The sequence below is a fragment of the Flavobacterium sp. PL11 genome, from assembly GCF_035985025.1.
In the GTDB taxonomy this organism is placed as follows: domain Bacteria; phylum Bacteroidota; class Bacteroidia; order Flavobacteriales; family Flavobacteriaceae; genus Flavobacterium.
In genome coordinates this window covers 54,322-70,143 of the sequence record NZ_JAXCIA010000019.1, presented here as the reverse complement: position 1 = coordinate 70,143, position 15,822 = coordinate 54,322, and the positions used below count along the sequence as shown (strand labels likewise).

General features: G+C 32.4%; 8 protein-coding genes. 2 read left to right on the top strand and 6 right to left on the bottom strand.

The features are described 5' to 3' along the window. Positions 1-141: 141 nt before the first annotated feature. The 5 genes from pheT to recG all read right to left on the bottom strand — a co-directional run bounded on the left by pheT (position 142) and on the right by recG (position 10,936). Entirely contained in the window at positions 142-2,562 is a 2,421-nt protein-coding gene (gene pheT / locus RCH18_RS11155; protein ID WP_326936837.1) for a phenylalanine--tRNA ligase subunit beta, read from the bottom strand. 299 nt (positions 2,563-2,861) lie between these two features. Continuing rightward, positions 2,862-4,178: a TolC family protein gene (locus RCH18_RS11150; RefSeq protein ID WP_442788158.1), complete on the bottom strand. Its 1,317-nt coding sequence runs from the start codon at positions 4,176-4,178 to the stop codon at positions 2,862-2,864. 48 nt (positions 4,179-4,226) lie between these two features. Then, positions 4,227-7,322, bottom strand: coding sequence for an efflux RND transporter permease subunit (locus RCH18_RS11145; protein ID WP_326936836.1), 3,096 nt, complete (start codon positions 7,320-7,322; stop codon positions 4,227-4,229). Between the two features lie 66 nt (positions 7,323-7,388). Next, positions 7,389-8,447, bottom strand: coding sequence for an efflux RND transporter periplasmic adaptor subunit (locus tag RCH18_RS11140; protein ID WP_326936835.1), 1,059 nt, complete (start codon positions 8,445-8,447; stop codon positions 7,389-7,391). 380 nt (positions 8,448-8,827) lie between these two features. Further along, positions 8,828-10,936: an ATP-dependent DNA helicase RecG gene (gene recG, locus RCH18_RS11135; protein WP_326936834.1), complete on the bottom strand. Its 2,109-nt coding sequence runs from the start codon at positions 10,934-10,936 to the stop codon at positions 8,828-8,830. A 960-nt stretch (positions 10,937-11,896) separates the two neighbouring features. On the opposite strand from recG, the gene RCH18_RS11130 reads away from it, so the two are divergent. Next, a complete protein-coding gene (locus RCH18_RS11130; RefSeq protein ID WP_326936833.1) occupies positions 11,897-12,442 on the top strand; it encodes a DUF1697 domain-containing protein in 546 nt (181 codons plus the stop codon). 443 nt (positions 12,443-12,885) lie between these two features. Here RCH18_RS11130 and RCH18_RS11125 read toward each other — a convergent pair whose 3' ends face one another. Next, positions 12,886-13,623 carry a diphthine--ammonia ligase gene (locus RCH18_RS11125; protein WP_326936832.1) on the bottom strand — a complete coding sequence of 246 codons (738 nt, stop codon included), beginning with the start codon at positions 13,621-13,623 and terminating at the stop codon, positions 12,886-12,888. Between the two features lie 99 nt (positions 13,624-13,722). Between RCH18_RS11125 and RCH18_RS11120 the strand changes: the two genes are divergently transcribed. Continuing rightward, positions 13,723-15,789: a M1 family metallopeptidase gene (locus RCH18_RS11120; RefSeq protein ID WP_326936831.1), complete on the top strand. Its 2,067-nt coding sequence runs from the start codon at positions 13,723-13,725 to the stop codon at positions 15,787-15,789. The last annotated feature ends 33 nt before the right edge of the window (positions 15,790-15,822 follow it).

Genomic DNA, 15,822 nt, shown 5'->3' with positions numbered 1-15,822 from the left:
TGCATTTATAAAAGGCTGAATTCAATTCCTTATTTTAAAAATTTTACTCTTTTATAAAAAGGTTTTGTTGATTAAATCATATTAAATTGATTCTAAAAAAAAATCCCATTCACCGAAGTAAATGGGATTATAAAAAAAAAATTATCTTAAACTAGCGCCAAGCTCTGTCTCAAAATTATTTTGAAGTTTACCCATGATTTTATCAATCTGAGTATCAGTCAAAGTTTTAGTACTATCTTGAATAATGAAGCTTAGTGCGTAAGATTTTTTGCCTTCTGGTAAATTTTGCCCTTCATAAACATCAAATAAATTAATATCTTTTATTAATGCTTTTTCTGTTTGTTTAGCCAATTTATAAATACGTTCGTAACTTATATTTTGATCAATTAATAATGCCAAATCTCTACGGACTGCAGGATATTTAGCAATATCAGTAAATTTTATTTTAGTTGAAATTAGCTTTAAAACTACTGCCCAATTAAAATCAGCATAAAAAACCTCTTGTTTGATTCCAAAATGTTTCAGAATTGACTTTTTTACCACTCCTAATTCTACCAGTATTTCATTACCATTTCCTATGGCGATGCCCTCTGAGAAAACATCTGAAGTTGCAGGTATATTTTGAATTTTTGAAATTCCTAATCTGGAAAGTATTCCAGTTACATACCCTTTAAACAAAAAGAAATCAGATGGTTTTTGTTCTAAAGTCCAACTTTCTTGATTTCTATTTCCAGTAAGAAACAAACTTAAATGTTTTTTCTCATCGTAACCAGATAAATAATTATGATATGTTTTTCCAAATTCAAATAATTTTAAATCTGTATTTCTTCTATTGATGTTATAAGCAACTGCTTCTAATCCCGAAAACAATAGTGACTGCCTCATTGATGACAAGTCAGTACTAAGAGGATTAAGCATATTTACATTGTGTGAAGCATTTAATTCTTCTGAAAGCTGAATATAAGAAGCTGTCGTTAATGAATTAGCCATTATTTCATTAAATCCTTGCGAGTTTAATTGCGTAGCTATTACATTTTGTACTTTATAATCTTCATTTCTTGGAGAATTTGAAACTGTGGCATTAACTTTTTCTGAAAAGTTAATATTATTATATCCATATACTCTTAGAATCTCTTCAATTACATCTATTTCTCTTTGCACATCCACTCGGTAAGCGGGAATGGTAAGACCTAATCCAGCGTCAGAGAAACTATTAACTTTTATGTCTAATGATACTAGAATTTTTTTAATAGTGTCTTTTGGCAATTCTTCACCAATAATTTTCGCCACTTTACTAAAGTTTAGAAAAACACTAAAATCTTCAATTTTCTTAGGATATAAATTAATAATATCAGATGTAATTTCTCCTCCAGCAACCTCTTGAATTAATAATGCAGCACGCTTTATAGCATATTCTGTAATTGTAGGATCAATTCCTCTTTCAAATCTAAAAGAGGCATCGGTATTTAGTTGATGTCTTTTTGCTGTTTTGCGAATACTTACAGGATTAAAATAAGCACTTTCTAGGAAAATAGAGTTTGTACTTTCTGAAACGCCTGATTTTTTACCTCCAAAAACTCCTGCTATACAAAGAGGTCCTTTTTCATCACAAATCATTAAATCTTCTTCGTGTAATGTTCTTTCAACATCATCTAGAGTCACAAACTTAGTTCCAGCGGGTAGCGTTTGTACTATTATTTTGTTGTTTATTTTTGAAGCATCAAAAGCATGAAGCGGCTGTCCTAATTCATGTAATACATAATTAGTAACATCAACAATATTATTTTTTGGATTTACTCCTATAGCTTTTAATCTATTTTGCAACCAAGCAGGTGACGATTTTACTTCGATCCCTGAAATGGTTACACCACAATATCGAGGCGCTAGTTTAGGCTCTTTGACATCTACATCTATTTTTAAAGTTCTTTTATCTACTCTAAAATTACTTACTGAAGGTGTAATTAGTTCTACATTAACTCCACTTTGAATCATACCTGCTCTTAAATCACGCGCGGTGCCTAAGTGACTCATGGCATCTGCACGATTTGGTGTTAATCCAATCTCAAAAACTTCGTCATTTTCAATTTTAAAAACTTCTGCGGCTGAAGTCCCTGCAACTAATGAATCGTCTAATATCATAATACCATCATGATTCTCGCCAAGACCTAATTCGTCTTCTGCACAGATCATTCCATGACTTTCTTGCCCGCGGATCTTTCCTTTTTTTATCGTGATCGCAATACCTTGCTTATCGTATAAAACGGTTCCAATTGTAGCAACGGGTACATTTTGTCCTGCTGCTACATTATTAGCTCCACACACAATTTGAACAGGAATGCCATTACCTAAATCTACTGTTGTAACTTTAAGTCTATCTGCATCTGGATGTTGCACGCAAGTAAGAACACGTCCCACTACAATACCTTCTAATCCACCTTTTACTGATTGGTATTTTTCAACAATCTCAACTTCAAGACCCAGATCAGTTAGTAATGCTGCAGTATCCTCGGATTTTAAATCTATTTTAATGAATTGTTTTAGCCAATTATATGATATTTTCATTTGTTGATTTTAATGAGATTGCAAATATAAGGATTGCAGACTGTAGTAAGAAACAATTTTTTTGGTTATTTATGCTTGCTTACAAATAGTAACTGTACTAACTAAATTTTAATGAGTGAACTACATGTAAATAAACGAAGCGCAAATATTTGCGCTTCGTTCTTAAAATTAATAGCTTATATAATACCAAAAAATTAGATTTTAATTCCCATACGATCAAAATTAATCTGAACTATGTGGATCAAGTTTTAATTTATTCTAATGCAGTTTTACTATAAGCATGTAAATAACATGGACTTTTAATTTAATGAAATCGTTCCAGCTAATTCTTTTAATGCAATCTCAGATAACTTAGCTTGAAATTGTGCATTGCTATAGCGCACTTTTGCATTTACATAATTTAGTTGAGCGGTTCTAAATTCTAAAGTAGTGATAGTTCCAATTCTAAATTTTTCTAAAGTGATATTTAAATTTTGATTAGCAATACCTTGATTTTTTTCTTCTAACTCAATCAGTTCTAAATTGGTCAAATAAGTTTGATACGAAGTCGCTAATTCTGAATTTAATATTTGGTTTTGTTGCCCAAATGCCAATTGAGAATTATCAATTTGAATTTTAGCAATACGTTCATTTCGATTCTGAGCAAATCCATCAAATAAGTTTACTGAAGCACTAAAACCATAATTTAATCCGCGAGCAGATGATGCTGTTGTAAAACCAAGACCTGATTTACTATCAGAAAAGTTATAACCAGTATTTAATTTTACTGTTGGATAACGAGCAGCTTTTATTTGTTTTAACTGTAGTTCTGCAACTCTTTTACTAATTATTTGAGCTTCCAATTGTGGATTTTGCTTTTCTGCTAAAGCGGTGAGTTCGGGAAGCAATAAATTTTCATCCACCGTAATCGAATCTGCAACAATAAAATCAATTTTTGCATCTCTGGCCAAAATTTTATTTAATAAAATCTTTGTATTAGCGTATAAATCTTTTTGACGTAAGACAGCAACCTTATCCGTATTTAAATCTACTTGTGCATTTAATACTTCTAACTTTGAGGCTTTTCCAATAGAAAATCTATTTTGAGCTAGATTTAATCTTTGATTTGAAATTACTATTGTGGTATCTAATGCTGATAATTGTTGTTGTTGCTGCACTAGATCAAAATAAGTTTCATTTACATCGCTTATCTTTGTGATTATAGTTAATTTAAGTTCAGCCTTTCCCAGTTTTTGAAGTTCTTTTAGTTGGTCCAATTTTGCAAACATTCTAAACCCATCAAAAATTGTCCAATCTAAACCAATCCCGTAATTCAAATTACTGCTTTTAGCATTATCTAATTGATTAGTAGTCCCGTCAGAACGGGTTTGTGATAAGTTTTGAATTCCGTTATTATCCACGATAGTAGCTGATGCTCTCGGTAACATTCCTGCAGCGCCTACAGTGGCATTGGTTTTGTCAATTAGTAAATTGTTAGACGCAATCTTTATTTCGTAATTATTATTTAATGCAATCCTTACAGCTTCCTCAATAGTCAATACTTCTTGTGCATTAGCTTGAGCAACGAAAAAAAGTAAAAAGAGTAATCTAAGAAATAGTATTCTGGTATTTATCATAATTATATTTTTTTGCTAAAATTATTTCTAATCAAAGCATCAGGATTTTTATTGTACTTCTCTTTCGTACTCTTCAATATGATCAAATTCTGGGTAATGCTTCCTTGCTTTTGACCACATTAAATACAGCGCAGGTATAACAAATAAGGTTAAAACAAGTGAGAAAATAGTTCCACCCACAATTACAACTCCCATTCCCATTCTACTACTTGAAGCAGCTCCAAAAGATATAGCAATTGGTAATGCACCTAATGAAATCGCTAAACTGGTCATCAAAATTGGACGTAATCTCGCCTCTGAGGCTTCTAAGATTGCCTCTAGTTTTGGCTTGCCTTGTTCTCGCAGTTGATTCGCAAATTCGACTATCAAAATTCCATTCTTGGTTACAAGACCTATCAACATTACAGTTCCAATTTGGCTAAAAATATTCCACGTTTGGTTGAATAACCATAATGAAAATAATGCTCCTGCAACTGCCATTGGTACAGTCAAAATTATAATAAAAGGATCTATAAAACTTTCGAATTGTGCAGATAGAATAAGGAAGATTAACAATAATGCTAATCCAAAAGCGAATGCAGTATTTGAACTACTTTCAACAAAATCGCGAGATTCTCCACCTAAATCAGTGGTAAAAGTATCATCTAGAACTTTTGCTTTAATCTCATTCATCGCCTCAATTCCATCGCTAATACTTTTGCCTGGTGCTAAACCTGCCGAGACTGTCGCAGCCATGTACCTATTATTATGGTATAATTGTGGTGGGTTGCTTTGCTCTTCAATATCAACAACGTTGTCCATTTGAATTAATTCACCTTTATCATTTTTAACAAACATAGCAGTTAAATCAAGTGGTTTTGAGCGATCTTTTTGATCAAATTGTCCAATGACTTGATATTGTTTTCCATTTTGAATAAAATATCCAAAACGTTGCCCGCTTAACGAAAGTTGCAAGGTTTGCGCAATATCAATCACAGAAATCCCTAGACTTTCAGCTTTTTCTCGATCGATAGATACATTGATTTCTGGCTTATTGAATTTTAAATTTACATCAGTAATTGAAAACGTCTCATTCTTAGCAGCCTCGTCCATAAACAAAGGGATTTTTTCTCTGAGCTTTTCAAAATTTGGTGCCTGAATGATATATTGTATTGGCAAACCACCCCGTCTATTAACGGCAATTGTCGGCTGTTCGATAATAGAAGTTTTTGCCTCGGGATAACGCTTAGTCCATTTCGTTAACTTCTCTGCTATTTCCTTTTGTGAATTTTCTCTTTCGCCAGGATCTACTAATGAAACCCTAATAAATCCGCTATTTACTGATGAGGATCCAAAACCAGGGGAGGTAATGACCAAACTTACTTTTTTTCCTGCAATAGAATCATCAACTAGTTTTGAAATTTCTTGCATGAATCGATCCGTATATTCATAAGACGAACCTTCAGGAGTCGTCATCCGCATTACAAAACCGCTGCGGTCATCATACGGAGCAGTTTCTTTTTGCAAAAGATTAAAAAATAAATAAATTAAACCAAAACAAACAAAAAGAATAGGGAAACTCAGCCATTTTCTTTTCATAAATTGGGCTAATGAACTTGCATAACCTTTATTTAAACTTTGAAAATAAGGCTCTGTTTTGATATAAAAATTAGACTTTTTTTGCTCTCCACCTTTCATCAAGTAAGCATTTAACATTGGTGTTAAAGTTAAAGACACAAAAGCAGATATTAAAACCGCCGCACCTATGACGACGCCAAATTCCCGAAATAGCCGCCCAACGAACCCTTCGAGGAAAATAACAGGTAAAAATACTGCTGCCAGCGTCACAGAAATGGAGATTACGGCAAAAAAGATTTCATTCGATCCTTTAATTGCAGCTTCAATAGGAGTCATTCCTTCTTCCACCTTTTTATAAATATTTTCAGTTACCACAATCCCATCATCTACAACTAAACCCGTTGCAAGTACAATGGCTAGTAAAGTCAATACATTTATTGAAAACCCAAAAAGCCACATAATAAAGAATGTCGCAATCAACGAAACAGGAATGTCAATTAAAGGTCTAAAAGCGATTGCCCAATCTCTAAAGAATAAAAAGATAATCAAAATCACCAAAACGATCGAGATTCCTAATGTTTCAGCAACTTCAATAACTGATCTCTTTACAAAAATGGTATTGTCAATAGCAATATTTAGCTTGATGTCTTTAGGTAAATCCTTTTTTAAAGCTTCAAAAACTTTATAAAATTCCTTAGATATATCAAGATAATTTGCACCAGGAAGAGGAACAATAGCAACACCTACTAAAGGCGTTCCTGATTGTGTCATTTTTGTTTCTATATTTTCAGCGCCTAGAGTGGCGTTACCAATATCGCTTAAACGAACGATTTTCTCGCCGTCTGACCGAATGATAATATTATTAAATTCTTCAGGCGTCGAAAGATTTCCTATTGTTTTTACAGTCAGCTCAGTGTTGGCTCCTGTTAATTTACCCGAAGGTAATTCTACGTTCTGTTTATTCAAAGCAGCCCTAACTTCTGATACCGTACAACCATAAGAGGCTAGTTTTACTGGATCAATCCATAAACGCATGGCATAACGTTTTTGTCCCCAAATTTGTACGCCACTTACTCCTGGAATTGTTTCTAAACGTTGCGAGATCACATTTTCTGCATAATCGCTTAGTTCTAATGCGTTTCTAGTATCACTTTGAACTGTCATCGAAATAATCGCATCGCCATTGGCGTCAGCCTTAGAAACAACTGGAGGCGAATCAATATCTTGTGGTAGATTTCGTACTGCTTGCGATACTTTATCGCGCACATCATTAGCAGCATCTTCTAAATTTTTATCTAAATTAAATTCGATCGTAATATTGCTACTTCCCTGTGCACTCGATGACGATACATTACGGATTCCATCAATTGAATTAATCGCTTTTTCTAATGGTTCCGTAATTTGGGATTCAATGATATCAGCATTGGCTCCTGTATAATTGGTACGAATAGATACTTGAGCAGGATCGATAGAGGGAAATTCACGAACACCTAAAAAAGTATAACCTATAACCCCGAATAATACAATGGCCAAATTGATCACGATGGTCATTACGGGTCTTCTAATACTTGTAGTTGATAAACTCATTTAAAATTTAGATTTTAGATTTTGGAACTTAGATTTTTTAAAAAGCAAATAGTCTAACTTGTAAATCTATTTAATGGTAACTTTTACTTTGTCATCATTTTTTAATGACATAACGCCGTTGGTAATTACAGTATCACCTTCTTTTAAACCAGAAAGTACAAGCACAGATGTTTCTGTTCTTGTTGCTGTTTCTATCATTAATTCTTTGGCAATTCCATTGTTAGTAATAAAAACTTTTTTACCATTTTGAATTGGAATTATAGCTTCTGTAGGAATAACAATAGCATCTTTGATGATATCTAGCGGTAGTTCTACATCAGCAAAAGTTCCTGGCAACAATTTTCCATCTTTGTTTTCAGCAATCGCTCGAACTTGCAGTGTACGTGTTGCAACGGCAATTTCTGGATCAATGGCATAAATTTTAGCATTATATTGTTTGTCTGAACCCGCTACTTTAAATGAGATTATCGTACTTGTTTTAACTTGATTAGCATATTTCTCAGGAATAGAAAAGGTGATTTTAAGTTTACCAATATTCACCAGTTTTGCTACTAATATCATTGGAGTAATATAGGTTCCTGGAGATATAGAACGCAAACCAATTTTTCCAGAAAAAGGCGCTCTAACCGATGTTTTTGCAATTTGAGCTTGTATCAATTGACTTTGCGCTTGTGCTGATTTAAGATCAGCTCTCGCTAAATCGTATTCTTCTTGACTAATTGCCTCTTTTTGAAGTAATAGTTTAGCTCTTCTTTCATTTTCTGAGGCTAATCCTTCACGGGTTGACGTTTGTCTTAATTGCGCTTTCAACTCAATATCATTTACTTTAAAAAGTACTTGTCCTTTACTGACATTACTTCCTTCTTGAAAATAAATTCCCTCTACAATTCCTGAAACCTCACTGCGAATTTCGACTTGCTCATTAGCTTCAATAGAGCCAGAAAGGGAAAGATTATTATCAAAAGTTTCAAATTTTACAACCAAACCACTCAAAGCTGTTGGTTTGCTTTTTCCTTTTTGATCTTTTGAATCTGTATTTTTATTACTATTGGAGTTAATTCTGTAACCAATAAATCCAACGATTCCAATGGTCAATAAGGCATAAACTACGTATTTAATTTTCATATTGTAAATGTAAAGTAGGATTATTTATCAGTAATTTTAGTTAAAAAAACAAATTTAGCTTTTACAATCGGAAATTCTGTAAATGTTGATTATTATTTAACGATTGTACATACAAATATTAAATTAATCGCAAGAAAGTACATTTCTATTGCTATATTTTGTTTCAAAATAAATTAAAATAACCTAATAATAGATTTTATTAATTAATTGTAAAATTGAATTGATAAAAGTTGAAAAGCATAAATAAACCAATTCTTATTAGTTTTTAAAATAGTAAAAACTGGAAAAAAAGGTACATCATAATTCACTTATAACAATTCAAAATCATCTCCTATGGACCATTTAAATAATAAATGGTTTAATCTCAAAGCAAATTATTTTTAACTAATATAATTCCATATATTCTTCTTTTTAGTCATTTCCATGTAAACTGCTCGTAAAGCAATATGCTCCAGTTTTTGCATTGCAGGATCTTCTTTTAACAACACCATTGCATAATTTCTGGCTAAAGCCAAAATATCTCTGTCTCGCACTAAATCAGCAATTTGAAGATTGAGTACGCCACTTTGCTGCGTGCCCATTAAATTTCCTGGACCTCTTAGTTTTAAATCAACCTCTGCAATTTCGAATCCGTCATTTGTTCGAACCATCGTTTCCATTCTAGTTTTACTATCAGGACTTAGTTTGTGACTTGTCATCAAAATACAATAACTTTGTTCGGCACCACGACCCACACGACCACGAAGTTGATGTAATTGTGACAGCCCAAAACGCTCCGCACTTTCTATAATCATTACACTAGCATTAGGAACATTTACGCCCACTTCAATAACAGTAGTAGCGACCATGATATTTGTTTTCCCATCTGAAAAGCGTTTCATTTCAGCATCTTTATCCGCTGGTTTCATTTTTCCATGTAAGATCGAAATGGAATACTGCGGCAACGGAAAATCCCTAGAAATACTTTCGTAACCATCCATTAAATCTTTATAATCTAATTTTTCAGATTCTTGAATCAATGGATAAACAATATAAATTTGCCGACCCAATGCAATTTCGTCTCTTAGGAATTTCCAAACTTTCAATCGGTTGCTGTCAAATCTGTGAACAGTTTGTATCGGTTTTCTACCCGGTGGCAATTCATCAATTACTGAAATATCTAAATCACCATATAAACTCATTGCTAAAGTACGCGGAATAGGTGTGGCTGTCATTACTAAAACGTGCGGCGGAATTGTATTTTTTCGCCATAATTTAGAACGTTGTTCAACCCCAAAACGGTGTTGCTCGTCAATTACAGCAAGACCCAAATTTTTAAATTTTACTTTATCTTCTATTAAAGCGTGAGTTCCAATAAGAATATCTAATGTACCGTTTTCCAATTCCTCATGAATTATTCTTCGTTGCGCAATTCTCGTAGAACCTGTTAATATTCGAATGTTAATATTTACAGTTTGCGCCAACTCTGATAAACCTATAAAATGCTGGTTAGCTAAAATTTCTGTTGGTGCCATCAGGCAAGCCTGAAAGCCATTATCAAGTGCTAGAAGCATACTCATAAAAGCCACAATAGTTTTACCAGAACCCACATCTCCCTGCAGCAATCGGTTCATTTGGGCATTACTGCCCATATCAGTTCTGATCTCTTTTATCACTCTTTTTTGAGCATTAGTGAGCTCGAAAGGCAAGTGATTTTGATAAAAATCATTAAAATATTCACCTACTTTTGAAAACGGATGACCTTTTATTTTATGTTTCTGGATTAGATTTTTAGTAATTAATTGCAACTGAATAAAGAATAATTCTTCAAAAATTAATCTAAATTTAGCTTTCGCCAACGAATCAGGACTTGTGGGAAAGTGAATGTTGAATAAGGCCTCTTTTTTAGAAATTAGTTTTAATTCAGCAATCAAATAATTAGGTAAAGTTTCGATAAACAAATTTTGCGTTTCCTGAAACAATGTTTGCATCATTTTATTGATAACCTTGTTTGAAACACCGCGATTTGTTAGCGTTTCTGTCGATGGATAAACGGGTTGCATCGCTGATCGCAGGCTCTGTTTGTGTTCGATCATCAACTCAATCTCGGGATGCGCCATATTGAACATATTCCCAAAAGTGGTACATTTTCCAAAAATCACACAAACTTCATTCACTTTCAAACTCTCCCGAATCCATTTGTGACCTTGAAACCAAACTAGCTCCATTTGTCCCGTATCATCAACAAATGTAGCAACTAAACGCTTTTGGTTTTTACCAAATTCTATTGTTTTGATGTTGATTATTTTGCCAATAATTTGAACTTCGGCACCATTGTTTTGCAGTTCGTTTATTTTGTAATACCGCGTTCTATCAATGTATCGGTTAGGGAAAAAATTAACCAAGTCTGTATACTTATGAATCCCCAATTCTTTGCGTAACAATTCACCCCGATTGGGACCAACGCCTTTTAAATATTCGATAGGAGTGAGGAGCAGGTTATTAGACATTACAAGTAATAGAATTTAAATTGCAGATATTAGAAACTTGAGCTTTTTTAAGGCGCTCTATTCTATTTTATTTTTAAAAGCGAAGGTAGTTTTTTGTTTGGAATTTTAAAAATGGTAAAATGGTATAATTTGCAAGGTGTTATCGATAGAAAGTACTAAAAAGTTCTACGATATTATAGATGTTTTTCTTTTCGTAGAAGCTATTCTCGCTATTCGTTTCAAGCTTCACGGCATCAAACTTTTTTTCTAAGTTGGTGCAGGAGCTTCCTGCGGTCGCTCTGCCACAACTAGAAAAAATGGTTTTCTGGTCGTAAAGGCTTTCCACTGCTATCAAGGCTAGCAAACGCGGTGTAAACAACATTATGAGAAAATGACGAATATTGGTTTTTCGTTATTTTTTTGACAATTAAGGGAAACCATATTCGAGATCAATAGTAAGAAATAACTTTTTTAAAAAATCTGGATAAAAATCGCTGAATTTTAGACTTCATTTACATTCAATTGATTTTTGAAGTATTTGCAATCTTTAGAATTATGCACTTCATCCTTTTTTCAATTTTTCATAATTTGATTTTAAAAACATTTTACAAATTTAATTGCGTTGGGCTTTAGCCCAATGTATATAAATGCAAAATAATTTTACTATTAAAAAACGGGCTAAAGCCCGCTCCAATTGATTTATTGTCAAAAAGAAATTAGTGACCTCAGTATTTTTGGAAATGATCTTGAAAAAGAATTTTCTGCATAAAAGTTGCCGGATTTTAGACTTCATTTACATTCAATTGATTTTTGAAGTATTTGCAATCTTTAGAATTATGCACTTCATCCTTTTTTCAATTTTTTATAATTTGATTTTTTTGTAAATAAAAAGCAATCTGATACATTCACAAAATTATCAATACGTACTAAATTGTGATTTCAAATTTAAACGCAATACCTTTGCAAAAATAAAAAATATAAATGACAACTCATCTCGTTTTACTTCGTGGTATCAATGTTTCTGGTCATAGCATGATAAAAATGGAAGCCCTAAAAACTACTTTGGAAGCCATTGGTTTTCAAAATATACAAACTTACATACAATCAGGTAATGTATTTGTAGATACCGAAGAGGAAAATGCAGCTGCTGTTGGCTTCAAAATAAAGCAGGAAATTTTTAAAATTTTTGGTTATGAAGTGCCTGTTGTGGTTATCGCTAAACAAGATTTAGAAGCTTGTTTAAAAAATAATCCATACCTGAAGGAAAAAGATTTCGACACTAAAAAGCTATATTTTGCTTTTATTTCGACCACTTTGTCAAGTAATAGTATAAATGATTTAAGAATTAGCCAATTCAAACCAGATGAAGCGAGTATTGACGGCAATAAAATTTTTATAAAATACGCAGTTGGTGCTGGTAAAACACGCTTTGATCAAAAATATATTGAGAAAAAACTAAATGTAATAGCCACAATCCGTAATTGGAATACAGTTATTCAGTTGCTCAAAATTTATGAGGACAGATAATTTTATCTGTATTTTAATGTTAGTTTTTCTAGCTTGAAGCTTCTCACCCAATATCATTAAACTTAGGATAATCATTAAAAAAAGTTGTTGTTTTTATCATTCCGACGATGGAGGACTCTAGGGTTTACCCGAACAGGCGACGCAATCTCTACAAATGAGCGCAACAAACAAAGTTTCTGCCACCGTGAGAATGACAAAGTTGGAGCGCTAAAAGCTTAATTTAATGACATTAACTACTTGCCTAAATTCGACAATAATTTTTAGAGGATTTACTAAAAAATCAATAAGTATTAATTAATAATTCAATGTAGAAAAACCGGTAATTCAATTATCGGAAAGTATTATTTTTTCTAACAGGAATATTTTGAACTTCACGAATTTCTAAAAATTAATCTGTTAAAATTAGTGTCACCGTGTCTAATGACAGCATGTTGATCAATACCTTATTTTTCAACCAAATCACAAAACCAAAATCCGAAATCAAAGACATCGGGAGTATCGCTGTCACAAACTGTGTTTGAAGATTCTTCTTGTTTTGGTCTTTCATATTTTCTATATATAATTTGGCCGATTTCAAATAGTATCGGTTTTGAAAAAATGGGCCCATCAAAAGTAAAAGTATGAAATTCGCCGTTTTCACCGCACACGTCTACGTTTTCTGGTAAATCAGTGATAAATTGGTGGTCTATGATTCTTCCGACAAAACTTTTATCTAAAAACTGTTCGTTTACGCAAACCACAATGGTTTTAAATCCTAAGTCGATAAACTCCTGAATCAACTCTTTTGTGGGCGTTTTCCAGAGTGGAAATATCGCCTTGATTCCAAATTTTTTTAATTGACCTTCTCTATATTCTCGTAAATCTTCCAGAAAAATATCTCCAAAAACAGAATGCGTGTTTCCCTGATTTTTTAGTTTAGTCAAAGTTTCATTCATTACACTTTCATAAGCTTCCATTGAGGGCATTTCAGGAATTTGCATGATTTGAAGTGGCAATCCAATATTTTGAGCTTGTTGTTTTAATAGCGCTACACGCACACCATGCATGGAAACACGCTGAAATTCTTCATTCACGCTAGTTAATAAGCAAGTGATTTCAAATTCTTGATTTTGCTGAATTTTAAATAAAGCTAAAGCAGAATCTTTTCCACTACTCCAGCTAAATAAGGCTTTTGTTTTCAATGGGATTTTATTGTAGTTTTCTCACTGTAAACTTAGACAATTCATTCTGTTTTTAAACTATTGATTGTAACTTTGAGTTTTTAGTATAAAACAATAGCAATGAAATATCTCTTCTTTTTAATTATAACCTCATTCGTATTTGCTCAACAATCAAAATTTGTTGATTTTAAAAGCGTTTATGGAAAAATTAGCGTAAATCCAACTTTTAAAACAGTAACGGGATATGTACATTACGATTTCCAAGTACTCACAAATGTCGATACTATCAAAATTGATGCGCAAAACATGATATTTTCCGATTTGAAATTGAATGGTAAAACAATTAATTTTTTAAATACTCAAAAACAGTTGCAAATCATTTTTCCATTTAAAAAGGGAAAAAACACCTTGACTTTTCAATATTCCTCGACGCCGAAACAAACAATGTATTTTATTGGTTCAACAGAAAAAGACAATTTACAAATTTGGACGCAAGGTCAAGGAAAATACACAAGCCATTGGTTTCCTAGCTTTGATGATGTCAATGAAAAAGTCGTTTTTAATTTGGATATTTCATTCAACAAAGAATACGAAATTATTTCGAATGGAAAATTAGTCTCTAAATCGGAACTCAATGGACAATCCCTTTGGAAGTATCGAATGCAAAAACCCATGAGTTCCTACCTATTGATGATTGCCATTGGGAAATATAAAAAGCAAACTCAATTTTCGACATCAGGAATTCCTTTAGAAATGTATTATGAACCACAAGACGAAGCTAAGTTCGAACCTACTTATCGCTATTCAAAGGTCATGTTTGATTTTTTAGAAAAAGAAATAGGAGTGAAGTATCCATGGGAGATTTATAAGCAAATCCCAGTTCGTGATTTTTTATATGCCGGAATGGAAAACACATCGGCGACAGTATTTTCATCGAGATATATGATTGATTCGGTTGGTTTTGAAGATCGAAGTTACACTAATGTAAATGCACATGAATTGGCGCATCAATGGTTTGGTAATTTAATTACTGCCGAAAGTGGTAAACACCATTGGTTACAAGAAGGTTTTGCGACCTATTATGCATTATTAGCGGAGAAAGAAGTGTATGGTGACGATTACTTTTATTCGAAATTATATGAATCAGCTCAACAACTAAAGTTTGCCTCAAGAACTGATACTGTTCCTGTTTTGAATGCCAAAGCAAGTTCACTGACTTTTTATCAAAAAGGCGCTTGGGCATTATTTGTTTTACAAGAATCAATAGGGGAGAAAAAATTTAAGAAAGCAGTACAATCCTATTTGAAAAAAAATGCTTTTAAGTCTGTGAGTACGCTGGACTTCTTTGCTGAAATTAGAAAAGTTTCTTCTTTTGATTTAGATACATACAGTAAAGTTTGGCTTGAATCAACTGCTTTTAATACGCTAAAAGCGAATGATTTATTAAGTAAAAATAAGTCGATGACTGTGTTTTTAAAAGTTGATCAATTACGTAATAAACCAATTTTAGATAAAAAGGTTTTTTTTATCGAAGTTATGCAAGCAGACGTTTATTATACTGTTAAAGAAGCCATTCTTAATCAAATTAAAAATGAGAAATGGGAGGATAAAAAGCAACTTTTACTGCTTGCTTTACAAATAAATAATTTACAAATTCGCCAAGCAGTTGCTAGTAATTTTAGTAAAATCCCAGCGGATTTTAGAATACAATATGAAAGTTTACTAGATGATAAATCCTATCAAACTCGAGAAATTACTTTGTATAATTTGTGGAATAATTTCCCAGCGAGCCGTTTTGAATATTTAGAAAAAAGTAAAACTTGGATTGGATTTAACGATTATAACTTAAGAAATTTATGGTTGTCTTTAGCGTTGAATACACCACATTACCTTCAAAATAAAGAGCAATACATAAATGAGTTGATTGAATATTCATCAAGTAATTACGAAGCGACTACGCGCCAAAATGCTTTACAAAATTTAATTTCTTTTCAATTAATTGATGATCTAGTTTTAAGAAATTTGGTACATGCTACAACAAGTCATATTTGGCAATTCTCCAAATTTGGACGAGACAACATTAGGAATCTATTGAAAAACGATAAAATGAGACTTTCATTTGAACGAATTAGTGCTGATTTAAATGAAAAGGAAAAATTTCAATTGAATCGTTTATTGAAAGAATAAACTTTTATTCTAAATTTGGATAAAAGTAAACTA

Excerpts from the sequence above, each read along its gene's own strand:
- pheT (WP_326936837.1), bottom strand. The coding sequence starts at position 2,562 with ATGAAAATATCATATAATTGGCTAAAACAATTCATTAAAATAGATTTA.
- RCH18_RS11150 (WP_442788158.1), bottom strand. The coding sequence starts at position 4,178 with ATGATAAATACCAGAATACTATTTCTTAGATTACTCTTTTTACTTTTT.
- RCH18_RS11145 (WP_326936836.1), bottom strand. The coding sequence starts at position 7,322 with ATGAGTTTATCAACTACAAGTATTAGAAGACCCGTAATGACCATCGTG.
- RCH18_RS11140 (WP_326936835.1), bottom strand. The coding sequence starts at position 8,447 with ATGAAAATTAAATACGTAGTTTATGCCTTATTGACCATTGGAATCGTT.
- recG (WP_326936834.1), bottom strand. The coding sequence starts at position 10,936 with ATGTCTAATAACCTGCTCCTCACTCCTATCGAATATTTAAAAGGCGTT.
- RCH18_RS11130 (WP_326936833.1), top strand. The coding sequence starts at position 11,897 with ATGACAACTCATCTCGTTTTACTTCGTGGTATCAATGTTTCTGGTCAT.
- RCH18_RS11120 (WP_326936831.1), top strand. The coding sequence starts at position 13,723 with ATGAAATATCTCTTCTTTTTAATTATAACCTCATTCGTATTTGCTCAA.